Source organism: Acidovorax sp. 69 (assembly GCF_002797445.1).
Classification (GTDB): domain Bacteria; phylum Pseudomonadota; class Gammaproteobacteria; order Burkholderiales; family Burkholderiaceae_C; genus Acidovorax.
Window position 1 is genome coordinate 2412768 of sequence record NZ_PGEP01000001.1, and the last position, 13946, is coordinate 2426713.

Annotated in this window: 15 protein-coding genes and 1 pseudogene; 8 read left to right on the top strand and 8 right to left on the bottom strand. The window is 62.6% G+C overall.

What is annotated here, in order from left to right; genetic code table 11:
- The first annotated feature begins 73 nt into the window (after window positions 1-73).
- Genes CLU85_RS11075 through CLU85_RS11085 form a run of 3 tightly spaced genes read left to right on the top strand, consistent with a single transcriptional unit; the run spans window position 74 to window position 1983 of the window.
- On the top strand, window positions 74-1027 hold the full coding sequence (locus CLU85_RS11075) for an asparaginase (RefSeq protein ID WP_100410309.1): 954 nt from the start codon (window positions 74-76) through the stop codon (window positions 1025-1027).
- Between the two features lie 13 nt (window positions 1028-1040).
- Entirely contained in the window at window positions 1041-1460 is a 420-nt protein-coding gene (locus CLU85_RS11080; protein WP_100410310.1) for a hypothetical protein, read from the top strand.
- 49 nt (window positions 1461-1509) lie between these two features.
- Complete coding sequence (locus tag CLU85_RS11085) at window positions 1510-1983, top strand: DUF6152 family protein (protein ID WP_198509172.1); 474 nt, start codon at window positions 1510-1512, stop codon at window positions 1981-1983.
- 192 nt (window positions 1984-2175) lie between these two features.
- On the opposite strand, the gene adk is transcribed toward CLU85_RS11085, so the two are convergent.
- The 6 genes and pseudogenes from adk to CLU85_RS11115 form a co-directional block, all read right to left on the bottom strand.
- On the bottom strand, window positions 2176-2832 hold the full coding sequence (adk, locus tag CLU85_RS11090) for an adenylate kinase (RefSeq protein WP_100410311.1): 657 nt from the start codon (window positions 2830-2832) through the stop codon (window positions 2176-2178).
- Window positions 2833-3037: 205 nt separating this feature from the next.
- Window positions 3038-3856 (bottom strand): 3-deoxy-manno-octulosonate cytidylyltransferase, encoded by an 819-nt coding sequence (gene kdsB / locus CLU85_RS11095; RefSeq protein ID WP_100410312.1) that lies wholly within the window; start codon window positions 3854-3856, stop codon window positions 3038-3040.
- On the bottom strand, window positions 3853-4035 hold the full coding sequence (locus CLU85_RS11100) for a Trm112 family protein (RefSeq protein WP_056062396.1): 183 nt from the start codon (window positions 4033-4035) through the stop codon (window positions 3853-3855). The genes kdsB and CLU85_RS11100 overlap by 4 nt, the downstream gene beginning before the upstream one ends.
- A gap of 38 nt (window positions 4036-4073) precedes the next feature.
- Window positions 4074-5182: pseudogene (gene lpxK / locus CLU85_RS11105) on the bottom strand (tetraacyldisaccharide 4'-kinase).
- 8 nt (window positions 5183-5190) lie between these two features.
- Complete coding sequence (locus CLU85_RS11110) at window positions 5191-5628, bottom strand: biopolymer transporter ExbD (protein ID WP_100410313.1); 438 nt, start codon at window positions 5626-5628, stop codon at window positions 5191-5193.
- Window positions 5628-6275 carry a MotA/TolQ/ExbB proton channel family protein gene (locus tag CLU85_RS11115; protein WP_100410314.1) on the bottom strand — a complete coding sequence of 216 codons (648 nt, stop codon included), beginning with the start codon at window positions 6273-6275 and terminating at the stop codon, window positions 5628-5630. The genes CLU85_RS11110 and CLU85_RS11115 overlap by 1 nt, the downstream gene beginning before the upstream one ends.
- Before the next feature lie 352 nt (window positions 6276-6627).
- Between CLU85_RS11115 and xseA the strand changes: the two genes are divergently transcribed.
- Both xseA and CLU85_RS11125 read left to right on the top strand, forming a co-directional pair.
- Window positions 6628-7953 carry an exodeoxyribonuclease VII large subunit gene (xseA, locus tag CLU85_RS11120; RefSeq protein WP_100412485.1) on the top strand — a complete coding sequence of 442 codons (1326 nt, stop codon included), beginning with the start codon at window positions 6628-6630 and terminating at the stop codon, window positions 7951-7953.
- 209 nt (window positions 7954-8162) lie between these two features.
- The gene (locus CLU85_RS11125) at window positions 8163-8744 is read left to right on the top strand and encodes a superoxide dismutase (protein WP_100410315.1); all 582 of its coding nucleotides are present in this window, start codon (window positions 8163-8165) and stop codon (window positions 8742-8744) included.
- A gap of 172 nt (window positions 8745-8916) precedes the next feature.
- Here CLU85_RS11125 and CLU85_RS11130 read toward each other — a convergent pair whose 3' ends face one another.
- Together CLU85_RS11130 and CLU85_RS11135 are read right to left on the bottom strand one after the other, a co-directional pair.
- Complete coding sequence (locus CLU85_RS11130) at window positions 8917-9354, bottom strand: DUF192 domain-containing protein (protein ID WP_100412486.1); 438 nt, start codon at window positions 9352-9354, stop codon at window positions 8917-8919.
- Window positions 9355-9616: 262 nt separating this feature from the next.
- Window positions 9617-9838: a hypothetical protein gene (locus tag CLU85_RS11135; RefSeq protein WP_100410316.1), complete on the bottom strand. Its 222-nt coding sequence runs from the start codon at window positions 9836-9838 to the stop codon at window positions 9617-9619.
- Between the two features lie 194 nt (window positions 9839-10032).
- Between CLU85_RS11135 and icd the strand changes: the two genes are divergently transcribed.
- The 3 genes from icd to CLU85_RS11150 all read left to right on the top strand — a co-directional run bounded on the left by icd (window position 10033) and on the right by CLU85_RS11150 (window position 13935).
- Window positions 10033-11292, top strand: a complete 1260-nt coding sequence (icd, locus tag CLU85_RS11140) for an NADP-dependent isocitrate dehydrogenase (RefSeq protein WP_100410317.1) — start codon at window positions 10033-10035, stop codon at window positions 11290-11292.
- Window positions 11293-11686: 394 nt separating this feature from the next.
- Window positions 11687-13540, top strand: coding sequence for a PAS domain S-box protein (locus CLU85_RS11145; RefSeq protein ID WP_100412487.1), 1854 nt, complete (start codon window positions 11687-11689; stop codon window positions 13538-13540).
- Window positions 13537-13935: a response regulator gene (locus CLU85_RS11150; RefSeq protein WP_100410318.1), complete on the top strand. Its 399-nt coding sequence runs from the start codon at window positions 13537-13539 to the stop codon at window positions 13933-13935. Before CLU85_RS11145 ends, CLU85_RS11150 begins: the two co-directional genes overlap by 4 nt.
- Window positions 13936-13946 lie beyond the last annotated feature (11 nt).

A 13946-nucleotide genomic window follows, 5' to 3' on the forward strand; every position in this document is an offset into this window, starting at 1 on the left:
GGCGGTTACAGTGGCGAACAACTGTTTTTTAATCCAGTAACTGTATTTTTCACCAGTTTTTCGGAGTACGCAAGTGAGTGGGCAAAAAATTGTGGTTTTGGGCACCGGAGGCACGATTGCGGGCACCTCGGCACAAGCGGGGGACAACATTGGCTATACCGCTGCCCAGGTGGGTGTGGACGAGTTGCTGGCCGCAGTGCCCGGCCTTCAGGTGTTGGCGGGCGGTGCATTGGTGGCGGAGCAGGTGGCACAGATTGACAGCAAGGACATGGACTACGCGGTGTGGCGTGCGCTTGCCTTGCGTTGCGCGCACCATTTGAAGGACCCGCAGGTGCGGGGGCTGGTCATCACCCATGGCACAGACACCTTGGAGGAGACGGCGTGGTTTCTGCAGGAAGTGCTGGATACACCCAAGCCCGTAGTGCTGACCTGCGCGATGCGCCCTGCGTCAGCCCTCACCCCCGATGGCCCACAAAACATGCTGGACGCTGTGGCAGTGGTGCTGGCACCGGGGGCTGCGGGGGTGATGGTGGTTGCTGCTGGCGAGGTGCATGGCGCGCGGCATGTGCAGAAGATCCATCCCTATCGGGTGCATGCATTCAACTCAGGCGATGCAGGCCCCCTGGGCTGGGTGGAGGAAGGACGCGTGCGTTTGGTGCAAAACTGGCCTCTGGCGCAAGTGAAGTATGTTCATGATGCTATTGAAAATATAGCAAATCCTGGCGAATGGCCCTGGGTTGAGGTGGTTATGAGCCACGCGGCGGCTTCGGGTAAAGCCGTAGATGCGCTGGTGCGAGAAGGGGTGCAGGGATTGGTCGTGGCATGCACTGGCAACGGAACCATTCACCATAGCCTGGAGGCTGCCTTGTCGCGTGCACAAAACACGGGGGTGAGGGTGGTGCGCTCCACCCGATGTACAGAGGGGCAGGTGCTTCCCAAGCCGGGGGATCTGCTGCCAGACTCCCAGGGGCTGTCGCCTGTCAAGGCACGTGTGACTTTGATGCTCGATCTGCTTCGGGCTGATTGAAGGGGCTGCACCGATGTTTGCCGTGCTCAAGACACATGCCTGGGCCTATCCGGCCCTGGAGGTTGCGCACATTGTGGGCATAGCGCTGCTGCTCGGCAATTTGGTCTTGCTGGAGCTGCGGGTGTTTGGGTGGGGTGCCGCCTTGCCGGTGAAAGATCTGGCCCGGCTCAGCCTTTCGCTGGCGCTGTGCGGGTTTGGATTGGCAGCGGCGTCGGGCTTGCTGATGTTTGCCACCCAGCCTGCCGAGTTGCTCAGCAGCCGGGCATTCACCTTGAAGATGCTGTTGTTAATGCTGGCGGGCTGCAATGCCGCATGGTTTCATGCGCGGGGATCGCTCACGCTGCTGGACGGCTTGGCCCGCTTTCAGATGCTGGCATCCACCATGGTTTGGTTGGCGATGGTCGTGTGTGGCCGCTGGATAGCCTATCTGTGATGGTGGCAGTCGCGCGACCCGTCTCATCTTCATTGCTTCAGGAGCCCCTATGACATTGCAACGCCGCCATGTGCTCGCCGCCGCCGCCACCGCCTTGCCGCTGGGGGTTCATGCACACCATGGCTGGAGCAGCTTTGATCCCGACCGCCCCATTTATCTGGAGGGCACGGTGCGCAAAGTGCGCTGGCAAAACCCGCATGCCGAATTGGAACTGGAACTGCCCGACCTTTTGAAGTTGCCGACGGATTTGGCACAGCGGCCGATACCCGCTCAGACGGCACCGGTGGACGGGCGGGTGCTGCTGGCCAAGGTGGTGTTGCCTACCCGCAAAGACCGGCTATGGGCGGTCGAATTGGCGCCGCTGACGCGTATGCAGGCCTGGCAGGTGCAGGAGATCAAACCGGGCACTCTGTTGTCGGTGGTGGGGTTTACCTTGCGGGGCGAAAAGGGCGAGGCGGTGCTGCGCGCAGAGTACCTTTTCGTGGATGGCAAAGCGTATGGGCTGCGGTCCGGCCCTGCTTGAACAAGAGGACCTGGGGGGCTGCCCTATAGCCTGCATTGTTGAGTGCTTCGCTCGCCCTGCCGGTTGGATACCGCACCCGCAAGTGGCGCTATGGCACTGCATGAAAAAAGCGACGCTTCTTTGCAGGGCGCCGCTTCTATTCAATCTGAATCATGGGCTGGTTGACCGGCCGGGGCCGACCCAGGCCGCGTATCAGCTGGCCAGCGCCTGCAAGGCACGCGCCGTGATTTCGTCCACGCTGCCCGTGCCGCTGATCGCGCGGTACTTGGGGGCAGCTGCCGGCTCACCCTGGGCCCAACTGCTGTAGTAGTCCACCAGGGGGCGCGTCTGGTCGCTGTAGACCTGCAGGCGCTTCTGGACAGTGTCTTCCTTGTCGTCTTCGCGCTGGATCAACTCCTCGCCGGTCACGTCGTCCTTGCCTGCCACCTTGGGCGGGTTGAACTTGACGTGGTACGTGCGGCCGCTGGCGGGGTGCGAGCGGCGGCCACTCATGCGTTCAATGATGGCGTCAAAGGGCACATCGATTTCAAGCACGTAATCCAGCTTGACCCCCGCCGCCTTCATGGCGTCGGCCTGGGGAATGGTGCGGGGGAAACCATCGAACAGGAAGCCTTTGGCGCAGTCGGGTTGCGTAATGCGTTCCTTGACCAGACCGATGATGATGTCGTCACTGACCAGGGCACCCGAATCCATCACAGCCTTGGCCTGCAGGCCCAGGGGTGTGCCAGCTTTGACGGCTGCGCGCAGCATGTCGCCGGTAGAGATCTGGGGAATGCCGTATTTCTGGCAGATGAACGTGGCTTGCGTGCCCTTTCCGGCGCCAGGCGCGCCCAACAAAATCAGTCTCATGGATGTCCTCGAAGGTTAGAAATCGGTTGGCGCCGCTGGCGGGGACGCTCGAAAGGCGCCTGAAGCCGTTCTTTGCGCCCGGGATGCGGTGCTCTCGTTACAGTTGAGGATAGCATGTGACCACCTTGCGCTGACTTACATGAGCGACCGCTTCCCCATAGGTGCCCCGCAAGGGGGTAACGTCAAGCGCTGAGGGGCGGGGCGCTCAGCGAAACAGGCTGCGCACCCGCTCCAGGTCTTGCGGGGTATCTACCCCTGGCCCGGGGGCCGTGGCAGCCAGATGCACGGCGATGCGGTGTCCATGCCAAAGCGCACGCAATTGCTCCAATGCCTCGACCGCTTCGGTCGGTGCAGGGGCCAGTTGCGGAAACTGCCGCAAAAATCCCGCGCGATAGCTGTAAATGCCCACATGTCGCAGCGGCGCAAATCCCGACAGGGCGGCCACACCGGGGGCGGCGGCCTGTGCGGCGCCATGCCACCAGGCAGAGTCTGTGTGGTCGCGCGCAAAAGGAATGGGTGCACGGCTGAAATAATGCGCCAGGCCCCGCGCATCCAGGACCACCTTCACCACGTTGGGATTGGCGTAGTCGCCCAATGACGCAATGGTGTGTGCGGCTGTGCCCATGCTGGCTTCCGGCCGGGCAGGCAGCAGGGCGGCCACGGCGTTGATGAGACCAGGGTCTATCAACGGCTCGTCGCCTTGTACGTTGACGACAATGTCGTCACCATCCAGATCAAGTTGTGTGCAGGCCTCAGCCAGCCGGTCGCTACCGCTGGGGTGGTCAGCGCGGGTCATGATGGCTGTCACGCCATGGGCAGCGCAGGCTTGCAAGATGCGGGCGTCGTCTGCCGCCACCACCACGCGGGTTGCAGCGCTTTGGGCAGCACGCTGGGCCACCCGCACCACCATGGGCAGACCGGCGATATCGGCCAGGGGCTTGTCCGGCAGGCGGCTTGACGCGAGGCGGGCCGGGATCAGCACCGTGAACGGGCTGTCAACTGCCGCAGCGGCCGTGGCGCTCACTGCTCCAGTTCCTCGTCGGTCAGTGTGCGGGCTTCGTTTTCGAGCAACACAGGAATGCCGTCGCGCACCGGGTAGGCCAGCCGAGCGCTGCGGGAGACCAGTTCCTGGGCCTCGCGGTCATAGGTCAGGGGGCCTTTGGTGACGGGGCAGACCAGCAGTTCAAGCAATTTGGGGTCCATGGAGTGGGGAGCTTTCCGGGAGGGTACGGCGGGTTCGTTCAGGCAGGGGGGGATGATAGCGGCGCCCCGGGGGCTGCGATCCTTGGCACCAAGGCAGACAGGCTGCCATCCAGGGCATCAAAAAATCGGGGTTCGATCTGCACCACCAAGGGCACGGCCAGCGCATCGGGGTGATGAGCCCACAGCTTGACAGCATCTTTTTCGGTGCAAACTACGGTCAAGCGCTTGTCTGATAAGCGCTGCCAGCTATTGAAATCATAGTGATCTGGCAAGGCCTCCGCGTGTTGCAGCACCAAGCCCTCCGCCCTCAGCATGTCAAAGAAGTCCTCCGGCCGTGCCACCGCCGCCAGCGCATGCAGGGGTTGGCCTCGCAGGTCGGCCAGTGGCACCTGGCGCCCATCCGATCGCAGGGCATGGGGCGCCAGACCGCGTTGCAGGCCAAATGCGGGTGCGGGTGAACCGTGGGGGGGGCACCGCCTGCATGCAGCACAAAATCGACAGGGCGTGGCCACGCCTCCCGCAGCGGACCTGCAGGCAGCAGCAAGCCGTTGCCGATGCCCTGGTCGTTGAAGATGCAGATCTCCAGATCCCGCTGCAGTGCGAGGTGCTGCAAGCCGTCGTCGCAGATGAGTACGTCGGTATCGGGGTGGGCGGCCAGCAGGGCGCGCGCGGCAGCGATGCGGTGCTGGGCCACGAAGACTGGCACGGCAGCTTTGCCCGTGCCACTGCGTGCAATCAACAGGGGCTCGTCACCCACCTCGCTGGCCAGGCTGTCCGGCTGCACCGCACGGCAGTCCCGGGTGCTGCGGCCATAGCCGCGCGAGATCACGCCAACACGCAGGCCACGGGCCTGCAGGTGCCTGACGAGTGCGATGACCACCGGGGTCTTGCCCGCCCCGCCGGCAATCACATTGCCGACCACTATCACGGGGCGGCCCGGATGCTCGGCCTGGAGCAGGCCGCTGCGATACAACGCCCGGCGCACTGCCACCAGGGCGGCATACAGCATTGACACTGGCCATAAGGCCCAGGCAGCTGGACCCCGTGTTTGCCAGATGGCGTGCAGACGCCGCTCGGCGGTGGCTCGGTGTGGGCGCGCGGCAGGGGGCGGCGAGGGCGGCGGCAGCTGCGGCCCGGAGGCAGCCATGATGCCCGTCAGCGGCTGGCCGCGCGTGCCGCCGTGGACGACGACTGCGTGGCAAACGTGATCTGTGTGAGGCCGACGCGGCGCGCGGCTTCCATCACCGTGACCACGGACTGGTGGGGCGACATCGCGTCGGCGCTGATGATGACCACACTGTCACGGCCCGCCTTGGCTTCGTTGCGCAGCGCCTGGGCGATAGCGTCCACACTTTTGCCGTCCACACCGGTTTTGTTGACGGCATAGCGGCCATCGGCCGCCACGGAGACGATCACTTCTTTGGGGTGGTCGCGCTGCTGCTCGGCATCGGCCACGGGCAGGGTGAGCTGCAGTTCCGTGAACTTGCTGTAGGTGGTGGTCAGCATCAGGAAGATGAGGATCACCAGCAGCACGTCGATGAACGGGATCAGGTTGATCTCGGGCTCATCCTTGGCGCGGGGGCGGAAATTCATTATTTGATCTTGCGCAGGCGCAGGATGTGGCGGACGAACTGCTCGGAAGCCAGCTCCAGTGTGAGCAGGTAGGCGTCCACGCGGGCGCGAAAGTAGCGCCAGAAGATCAGCGAGGGGATGGCCACGATCAGGCCAAAGGCCGTGTTGTACAGGGCGATGGAGATACCGTGTGCCAGCTGGGCCGGGTTACCGCCGCCCATGGCCTGACCCACGCCACCGCCGCCCGCCTGCGAGCCGAAGATCTCGATCATGCCGATGACGGTGCCCAAAAGACCCAGCAGCGGAGCGGCCGATGCGATGGTGGCCAGGGCCGGAAGGTATTTTTCCAGCCGGTGTGCCACGGCGCGCCCAGTGCCTTCCATGGCGGCGCGCAGGTCGGTTTCGCTGCACTGCGGGTTGCTGTTGAGGGTGCGCAGGCCGCTGGCCAGCACTTCGCCCAAGGCGGAGTTTTGCGCGAGCTGGTTGACCACGTCGGGGGTAGGAAGCGCTTTGGACGAGACCGTGATGGCCTCGTCGAGCAATTTGGGGGGGGCGACGCGGGCCGTTTTCAGGGCCAGAAAACGTTCAAAAATCAGTGCCAGTCCCAGGACGGAACACGCGATCAGGGGCCAGATGGGCCAGCCTGCGGCTTGTATGATGGACAGCAAATCTCTCTCCGCGCAGATGAAAGCAATCGGCGATTATGGCCTAGCTTGTGGGTGCCGCTGCGTCACAAACCGTTACCTTGTTGTGCGCGCGATCCGCCGCACCGTTCACCCACAAAATCTGTGGATAACTTTGTGGGCAACCCATGTCGAGAACCCCGCAAAGTGGCGCCACACCGTGCTTGCAACAGATTGATGAAAAATTGCGCAATGAAAAATACATATAAATCAATGACTTGCACGTGTACTGGTGTTTTGCGGCCGATTTTTGTTGCTTTGAAAATGACCTTTGCTGCTTCTCCTTTGCTGTGGAGTACTCGCAGGGTGTGTGCGCCGCAAACGCGCGCCGTTTCTCATGTTTGAGCGCACAGGCCCAGCAGTGGCGCCGCGTGTATGGGAAGTTGGCGCGCTATGCCGCGCCATTGCTGATGCCCTGGAGGCGCGCTTCAATCCTGTGGCCGTGCGCGGCGAGATCACCGGCTTCTCACGCGCATCCAGCGGACATTGCTATTTTTCGATCAAGGATGCGACCGGGCAGTTGCGCTGTGCCATGTTTCGCCGCGCAGCCAGCCTGCTTGACTTTTCGCCGCGCGATGGCGAATTGGTGGAAGTGCGGGGCCGTCTTGGGGTGTATGAGGCACGCGGGGATTTGCAGTTCATTGTGGAAAGCATGCAGCGCGCCGGACAAGGGGCGCTGTTCGAGCAGTTTCTTCGCCTGAAGGCCCAACTCGATGCCGAAGGCCTTTTCGATACCGCCCGCAAGCGCCCCTTGCCCCTGCAGCCCCGGGCCATCGGTCTGGTCACATCGACCGGTGCAGCGGCGCTGCACGACGTGGTCACGGCGCTCAGGCGCCGGGTGCCGCACATCCCCGTGGTGCTGGTGCCCGCCCAGGTGCAGGGCGTGGCGGCTCCGTCGTCCCTCGTTGCCGCGCTATCAAAACTGTATCTGCTAGCGCAAGAGAGTCGTGCGCCAGGGGCAGATGGAGCCCTGATTCCGCCCATTGACGTGATTTTGCTGGTGCGCGGAGGTGGCTCCATCGAAGACCTGTGGGCCTTCAACGACGAGCGCCTGGCGCGCATGATCGTACAAAGCCCGGTGCCGCTGGTCAGCGGTGTGGGGCACGAGACAGACTTCACCATCGCCGACTTTTGCTCCGACCTGCGCGCCCCGACGCCCACGGCGGCGGCCGAATTGGTGGCCCAGCCCCGCGATGTGTGGCTGGGTGCGCTGGGCCTGCTGGCCGGCCGCATTGGCGACGGTGTGCAGCGCCAGCTCGACATACGCCACCAGCGGGTGGATCAGGCCGCCGCGCGCCTGGGCCGCCCTTCGGGTCTGGTGGCCCGCCAACAGATGCAACTGGCCCGCCTGGCGCAGCGTATGCGCCACGGCGTGCTCCTGAAAATGCAGCGGCTAGCGCAATATCAACAAGCGCTGGAGGCCAATTTGCCTCAAAAATTGCAGCGCAGTGTGGCGCAGCATACCGAGCGGTTGGACCGTGCCGCATTGCGGCTGGAGTTGCTGGACCCGCGCCTGGTTCTGCAGCGTGGCTACGCATTGCTCACCGACACGGATGGGCAGGCCGTGACCAGCGTGCGCCAGGCCCAACCCGGCGATGCCCTGCGCGCTACGCTGGCCGACGGCGTGGTGGATGTGACGGTGGCGCAGCCGCGACTGCTGTAGCAGGGTGGCGTCTCGGTGTGATGGACGCCGCGCTTGCGTAGGACAGCAGCGGTTTGTGGCGTTGCAGACCGGGTCTGTGTGGCCCCATGCTGCACAGGTCACCTGATGTTCCTACAATGCCTCCTTCGCGCTGTGTCCGACTGCCTTGCTCAGGAAAACCCGCGTTGCAGACGGCATTCCAGAATTTCAAACCACGAGGAAACACCACCATGGAACATACCCTTCCCCCGCTGCCCTATGCCATCGACGCCCTGGCGCCGAACTACAGCCAGGAAACCCTGGAGTACCACCACGGCAAGCACCACAACGCCTATGTGGTCAACCTCAACAACCTGCAAAAGGGCACCGAGTTCGAGGCCATGACGCTCGAAGAGATCATCAAGAAGGCCAGCGGCGGCATCTACAACAACGCTGCGCAAATCTGGAACCACACGTTCTTCTGGAACTGCATGGCCCCCCAAGGCGGCGGTGAACCTTCGGGCGCGCTGGCCGCGGCCATCAATGCCAAGTGGGGCAGCTACGCCGCCTTCAAGGAAGCCTTCGTGAAGAGCGCCGTCGGCAACTTTGGTTCGGGCTGGACCTGGCTGGTGAAGAAGGCCGACGGCAGCGTCGACATCGTCAACACCGGCGCTGCCGGCACGCCGCTGACCACCGCCGACAAGGCCCTGCTGACGGTGGACGTGTGGGAGCATGCGTACTACATCGACTACCGCAACATGCGCCCCAAGTTCGTCGAGACCTTCCTCGACAAGCTGGTGAACTGGAAGTTTGCCGAAGCCAACTTCGCCTGATCCACAGCGCAGGATGACCGCTGGGTTGTTTCAGGCGGGCACCCCGTAAAAAACGGCCTGAGGGCCGTTTTTTACGGGGGTCAAAATTTTTAAGCCATTTTGGCTGATGGTGCCCGTGTATACAGCGGAAACAGCTATTAAAAATGTAGCATTCGGCAGCGCAGCCTGGGGGTCATTTCCGGCTGAACGGCGTACCTCCCAACTTGGTGCCGGCCTTGATGCCCTTTTTGGCAAACCAGCCCTGGTTCATTTCGAGCACATAACGCACGGGCTTGGCGGAGCAATGCGAGTCCAGTGTCTGGGGCTTCATGTCCTCTAGATTGACGATGGTGCCGTCATCGGCCACGAAGGCGGCCGTGAGTGGGAGCAAGGTGTTTTTCATCCAGAAGCATTGCTGGGAGGGTTGCTCGAACACGAACAGCATGCCTTCGTGCTGAGGCATCTCCTTGCGGTGCATCAATCCGGTCTGGCGCTCCTGCGGCGCCAGGGCTACCTGGGCATCGATGCGGTGCATGCCGGCAGAGAGTTCGACCCGTTGCAGGTTCAGTTGCGGCCCTTCCTGGGCTGTCGCCATTGTGGGCAATGCGAGCAAGGAGACCCATACCGCCATGCCCCAAGCGCAGGTGGCGCGGCGTGCAAGGTGGTCAAAACGCTGGGGACCTGGGATTCCTGTGATCGTGGTCGGGGTGGCGCGAAAGGCGGTCATGGGCAAGGCTTTCTGATCAACACATACACAAGGGGCAGACTGCTCGACGCACGGAAAGTTCGCTGGGCGGTCCGTCCAACAAAAACGCCCGCGGATGCGGGCGATTTTGAATCAGCGGGAACCTGAGAAACGGGTAAGTGTTTCGGTCAGGTCGCTATTCGTGGTTTCAGCCTGCCTTGTGGGCAGTCTTTTTCTTGGCGACCTTCTTGTGGGTCGCCTTCTTCTTGGCGGTCTTGCTTGCCTTGGCCTTGGCTACCGGTGCGGGAGCCTGGGCAGCCATGGGCGCCGCTGCGGGTGTCGTGGCAGGGGCAGGAGCGGCTGCGGGCGCCTGTGCAAAAGCACCAGCGGTGAACAGACCGGCCACGAGGACAGCGAGGAGTTTTTTCATATATGCCGTTTCCAGTGTGAACGAAGGGTTAAGGGCCGTGCGAAAACCCGTACGGCTCCACTCGCAACGATAGCAGTGCCCAGTGGGTTGACAGGGATTTGGGCGAAATTTTTTGTCATTAGAATGGTTTGAAACCACACTGCTTTGCCTTATTTGCCGAATCCATTTCGGTGCACACAGGAGACACCCCACCCATGACCACGTACCAGCACATTGTGGTGCCCGCGGAAGGCCAGAAAATCACCGTCAACGCCGACATGTCCCTGAATGTGCCGGACGAGCCGATCATTCCTTTTATCGAAGGCGACGGGACGGGGCTGGATATCACGCCGGTGATGATCAAGGTGGTGGATGCCGCCGTGGCCAAGGCCTATGGCGGCAAGAAAAAGATCCACTGGATGGAGGTTTATGCCGGTGAAAAATCCACCAAGGTCTATGGTCCCGATGTCTGGCTCCCTGAAGAAACCCTGCAGGTGCTGCGCGAGTACGTGGTGTCCATCAAGGGGCCGCTGACAACGCCTGTGGGCGGTGGCATCCGCTCGCTCAATGTGGCCCTGCGCCAGGAGCTGGACCTGTATGTCTGCCTGCGACCCGTGCAGTATTTCAAGGGCGTGCCTTCGCCGTTGAAAGAGCCCGAAAAGACCAACATGGTGATCTTCCGTGAGAACTCGGAAGACATCTACGCGGGCATTGAGTTCGAAGCCGAGTCTGACAAGGCCAAGAAGCTCATCAAGTTCTTGCAGGACGAAATGGGCGTCAAGAAGATCCGCTTCCCCAACACCTCGGGCATCGGCGTCAAGCCCGTTTCCATCGAGGGCACTGAGCGCCTGGTGCGCAAGGCCATCCAGTACGCCATCGACAACGACAAGCCCAGCGTGACCATCGTGCACAAGGGCAACATCATGAAGTACACCGAAGGTGGCTTCCGTGACTGGGCCTATGCCCTGGCGCAAAAGGAGTTTGGCGCCGAGCTGATCGACGGCGGTCCCTGGTGCCGTCTGAAAAACCCCAAGACGGGCAAAGAGATCACCATCAAGGACAGCATCGCCGATGCTTTCCTGCAGCAGATTCTGCTGCGCCCCGCCGAGTATTCGGTGGTGGCCACTCTCAACCTCAATGGCGACTACATATCGGACGCTCTGGCAGCCCAGGTGGGCGGCATCGGCATTGCGCCCGGCGCCAATATGTCCGACTCGGTGGCCTGCTTTGAGGCCACGCATGGCACAGCGCCCAAGTACGCGGGCAAAGACTATGTGAACCCCGGCTCCGAAATCCTGTCGGCCGAGATGATGTTGCGCCACATGGGCTGGATCGAAGCGGCGAACCTGATCATCCGCTCGCTCGAAAAGTCGATTGCCTCCAAGAAGGTGACTTACGACTTTGCGCGCCTGATGGACGGTGCCACGCAGGTCAGCTGCTCCGGCTTCGGCCAGGTCATGATCGATCACATGTAAATTGCGCAGGGCAGGGGGCGTGAGCCCTTCGTGTCCACAGTGAGCCAGGCACTTTGGTGGCCCCTGATTCCATACCGGGATCAGGGGCTTTTTGCTGGTGGCCGCGTCCGCGAACGCGCGCGGGGCCGCGTCGGCATTTCAGAGTTGGTGTTTTTGAAGGTTCCCGCCTAACATGGACTCAATCTGTGGGCGTGCTGTGCGGTGTGCCCGTCGCCCCAAAGAGGGTGAGGCCGGGCCCGTGCAGTTTTGTGGCGTGGGTAGCGGCGATGCATCGACGGGGGCAGGCTCGGTACTACGACCGGCCCTCCAACGCTATAGATACCGGAAAGTGGTGCTTCCTGGTGCGCTGCAGAGGCAAAGCGCAGGGATGCTCCACCCGCAACAAGAGGGCTGCATGGCGTCTGACTTTTCCGTCGCGTACTGGGAGCAAAACCCCGATGCATTGCTGGTGCTGTCGCCAGACGGCAGGGTGCTCAACTGGAACCCAGCCGCCGAGGTGATCTTCGGCTACCCGCAGGCGGAGGTGCTGGGGCGCTCGGTGCTGGAGCTGATCGTGCCCCCAGACCGGGCACAGGAAGAAGCACTCATGCGGGCCGAGGCACTGCGTGGTAGTTCGGTGGTGCATGAATCGGTGCGGCGCCGCAGGGATGGATCGCTGGTGCATGTCAATGTTTCTACCAAGGCGGTGCGCGATGGGGGCGGGCAACTACTGCACTTCCTCTCCAGCACCAAGGACGTCACCCAGCTCAAGGTGCAACGTGATGCCAAGCTGCTGGAGGCGCGCTTTCGGGATCTGCTCGAATCCACTCCAGACGCGATCGTGATGGTCAATGTGACGGGGCGCATTGTGCTGGTCAACTCACAGGCCGAGCGTGTTTTTGGCTACCCCCGCGCCGAGTTGCTGGGCCAGGCGGTAGAGGTGCTGTTGCCGCACCGCTACCGGGGCACGCACCTGGGGCACCGCAGCGGTTTTTTTGGACAACCACGCACGCGAACGATGGGGGCGGGGCTAGAGCTGCATGGTCTGCGCAAGGATGGTGGCGAGTTTCCGGTGGAGATCAGCCTGAGCCCGATCGACACCGAAGAAGGCACGATGGTGATGAGCGCTATCCGCGACATCACCGATCGCAAAAGGGCAGACCAGAAGTTCAAGGATCTGCTGGAAGCAGCGCCCGATGCCATGGTCATCGTCAACCGCGAAGGGCGCATGGTGCTGGTCAACTCCCAGGCGGTGAAACTGTTTGGCTGGAGCCGTGATGAACTTCTGGGGCAACCCATAGAGCTGCTGGTGCCTGGGCGATTCAGTGCCCGGCACCCCGAGCACCGCCACCAGTTTTTTGCCGAGCCGCGCGCTCGCTCCATGGGGGCTGGGCTGGAGTTGCACGGCCTGCGCAAGGACGGGTCGGAGTTCCCGGTGGAGATCAGCCTGAGCCCGCTGGAGACGGAAGAAGGCCTGTTTGTCTCCAGCGCCATCCGTGATGTGACCGAGCGCAAGCGCATCGAGCAGGTGCTGCGCGACAAGAACCTGGAGCTGGAGAACGCCGCGTTGGTCAAAGACCGCTTTCTGGCCAGCATGTCCCACGAGCTGCGCACGCCGCTCAACGCCATCATCGGTTTCACGGGCACATTGCTCATGAAGCTGCCAGGCCCCCTCAATGCCGAGCAGGACAAGCAGTTGCGCATCGTGCAGACAGGCGCCAAGCATCTGCTGTCCCTCATCAACGATCTGCTGGATGTGGCCAAGCTCAGCGCCAACAAGGTCACCCTCAACCTGGAGCGGTTGGACTGCAAGGCCCTCATCGAAGAGGTGTCCGCCAGCCTTGAGCTCGAGGCGCGGCGCAAGGGTCTTGTGTTCACGGTTCAGACGCCGCAGGATGCGGTTTCCTTGCAGACCGACCGGCGGGCGTTGAGCCAGATACTCATCAACTTGGTGGGCAATGCCATCAAGTTCACCCAGCAAGGCCAGGTGGACGTGGTGTTGCAGGAGCTGTTGCTACCCGGTGGCGGCCGCGCAGTGCGACTGCAGGTGCAGGACAGCGGGCCGGGCATTCCGCTTTTGGAGCAGCCCCGCTTGTTCGAGGCGTTTTCCCGCGTGGAAAGCGCGGATCGCCGCCACCATGAAGGCACGGGCCTGGGTTTGCACCTGAGCCGCAAACTGGCGGAGGCCCTGGGTGGAACCCTTTGCTTTGACAGCGATGAGGGGAGGGGCAGCACGTTCACGCTGGAACTCCCGGAGGGCAGCGCATGACCAAAGCCCGTATCCTGGTCATCGAGGATGACGAGGCCAGCCGACAACTGGTCACCTATTTGCTCGAAGCGGCAGGCCACGATGTGCTGGCCGCCGAGAACGGCGCCATAGGGCTCGCCATGGCGCTGGCCGAGAGCCCGGACATCATCCTGTGCGACTTGCAGATGCCGGTGATGAATGGCTACGAGGTGGCCCGCAACCTGCGCACCAACCCCCAATGGCGCGTGGTGCCACTGGTGGCCGTCACGGCCTTTTCGATGCCTGGCGACCGCGAGAAGGCGCTGGAAGTCGGTTTCAATGAACACCTGTCCAAACCCATCACGCCAGAGACCTTTGTCCGGCAGATTGAGGCGTTTTGGGGTACTGTCTTTTCTGAACCGCCCCCCGGGGGCTGACATCACAACGG

Excerpts from the sequence above, each read along its gene's own strand:
- CLU85_RS11080 (WP_100410310.1), top strand. The coding sequence starts at position 1,041 with ATGTTTGCCGTGCTCAAGACACATGCCTGGGCCTATCCGGCCCTGGAG.
- CLU85_RS11085 (WP_198509172.1), top strand. The coding sequence starts at position 1,510 with ATGACATTGCAACGCCGCCATGTGCTCGCCGCCGCCGCCACCGCCTTG.
- adk (WP_100410311.1), bottom strand. The coding sequence starts at position 2,832 with ATGAGACTGATTTTGTTGGGCGCGCCTGGCGCCGGAAAGGGCACGCAA.
- CLU85_RS11100 (WP_056062396.1), bottom strand. The coding sequence starts at position 4,035 with ATGGACCCCAAATTGCTTGAACTGCTGGTCTGCCCCGTCACCAAAGGC.
- CLU85_RS11110 (WP_100410313.1), bottom strand. The coding sequence starts at position 5,628 with ATGAATTTCCGCCCCCGCGCCAAGGATGAGCCCGAGATCAACCTGATC.
- xseA (WP_100412485.1), top strand. The coding sequence starts at position 6,628 with ATGTTTGAGCGCACAGGCCCAGCAGTGGCGCCGCGTGTATGGGAAGTT.
- CLU85_RS11125 (WP_100410315.1), top strand. The coding sequence starts at position 8,163 with ATGGAACATACCCTTCCCCCGCTGCCCTATGCCATCGACGCCCTGGCG.
- CLU85_RS11130 (WP_100412486.1), bottom strand. The coding sequence starts at position 9,354 with ATGGCGGTATGGGTCTCCTTGCTCGCATTGCCCACAATGGCGACAGCC.
- CLU85_RS11135 (WP_100410316.1), bottom strand. The coding sequence starts at position 9,838 with ATGAAAAAACTCCTCGCTGTCCTCGTGGCCGGTCTGTTCACCGCTGGT.
- icd (WP_100410317.1), top strand. The coding sequence starts at position 10,033 with ATGACCACGTACCAGCACATTGTGGTGCCCGCGGAAGGCCAGAAAATC.
- CLU85_RS11145 (WP_100412487.1), top strand. The coding sequence starts at position 11,687 with ATGGCGTCTGACTTTTCCGTCGCGTACTGGGAGCAAAACCCCGATGCA.
- CLU85_RS11150 (WP_100410318.1), top strand. The coding sequence starts at position 13,537 with ATGACCAAAGCCCGTATCCTGGTCATCGAGGATGACGAGGCCAGCCGA.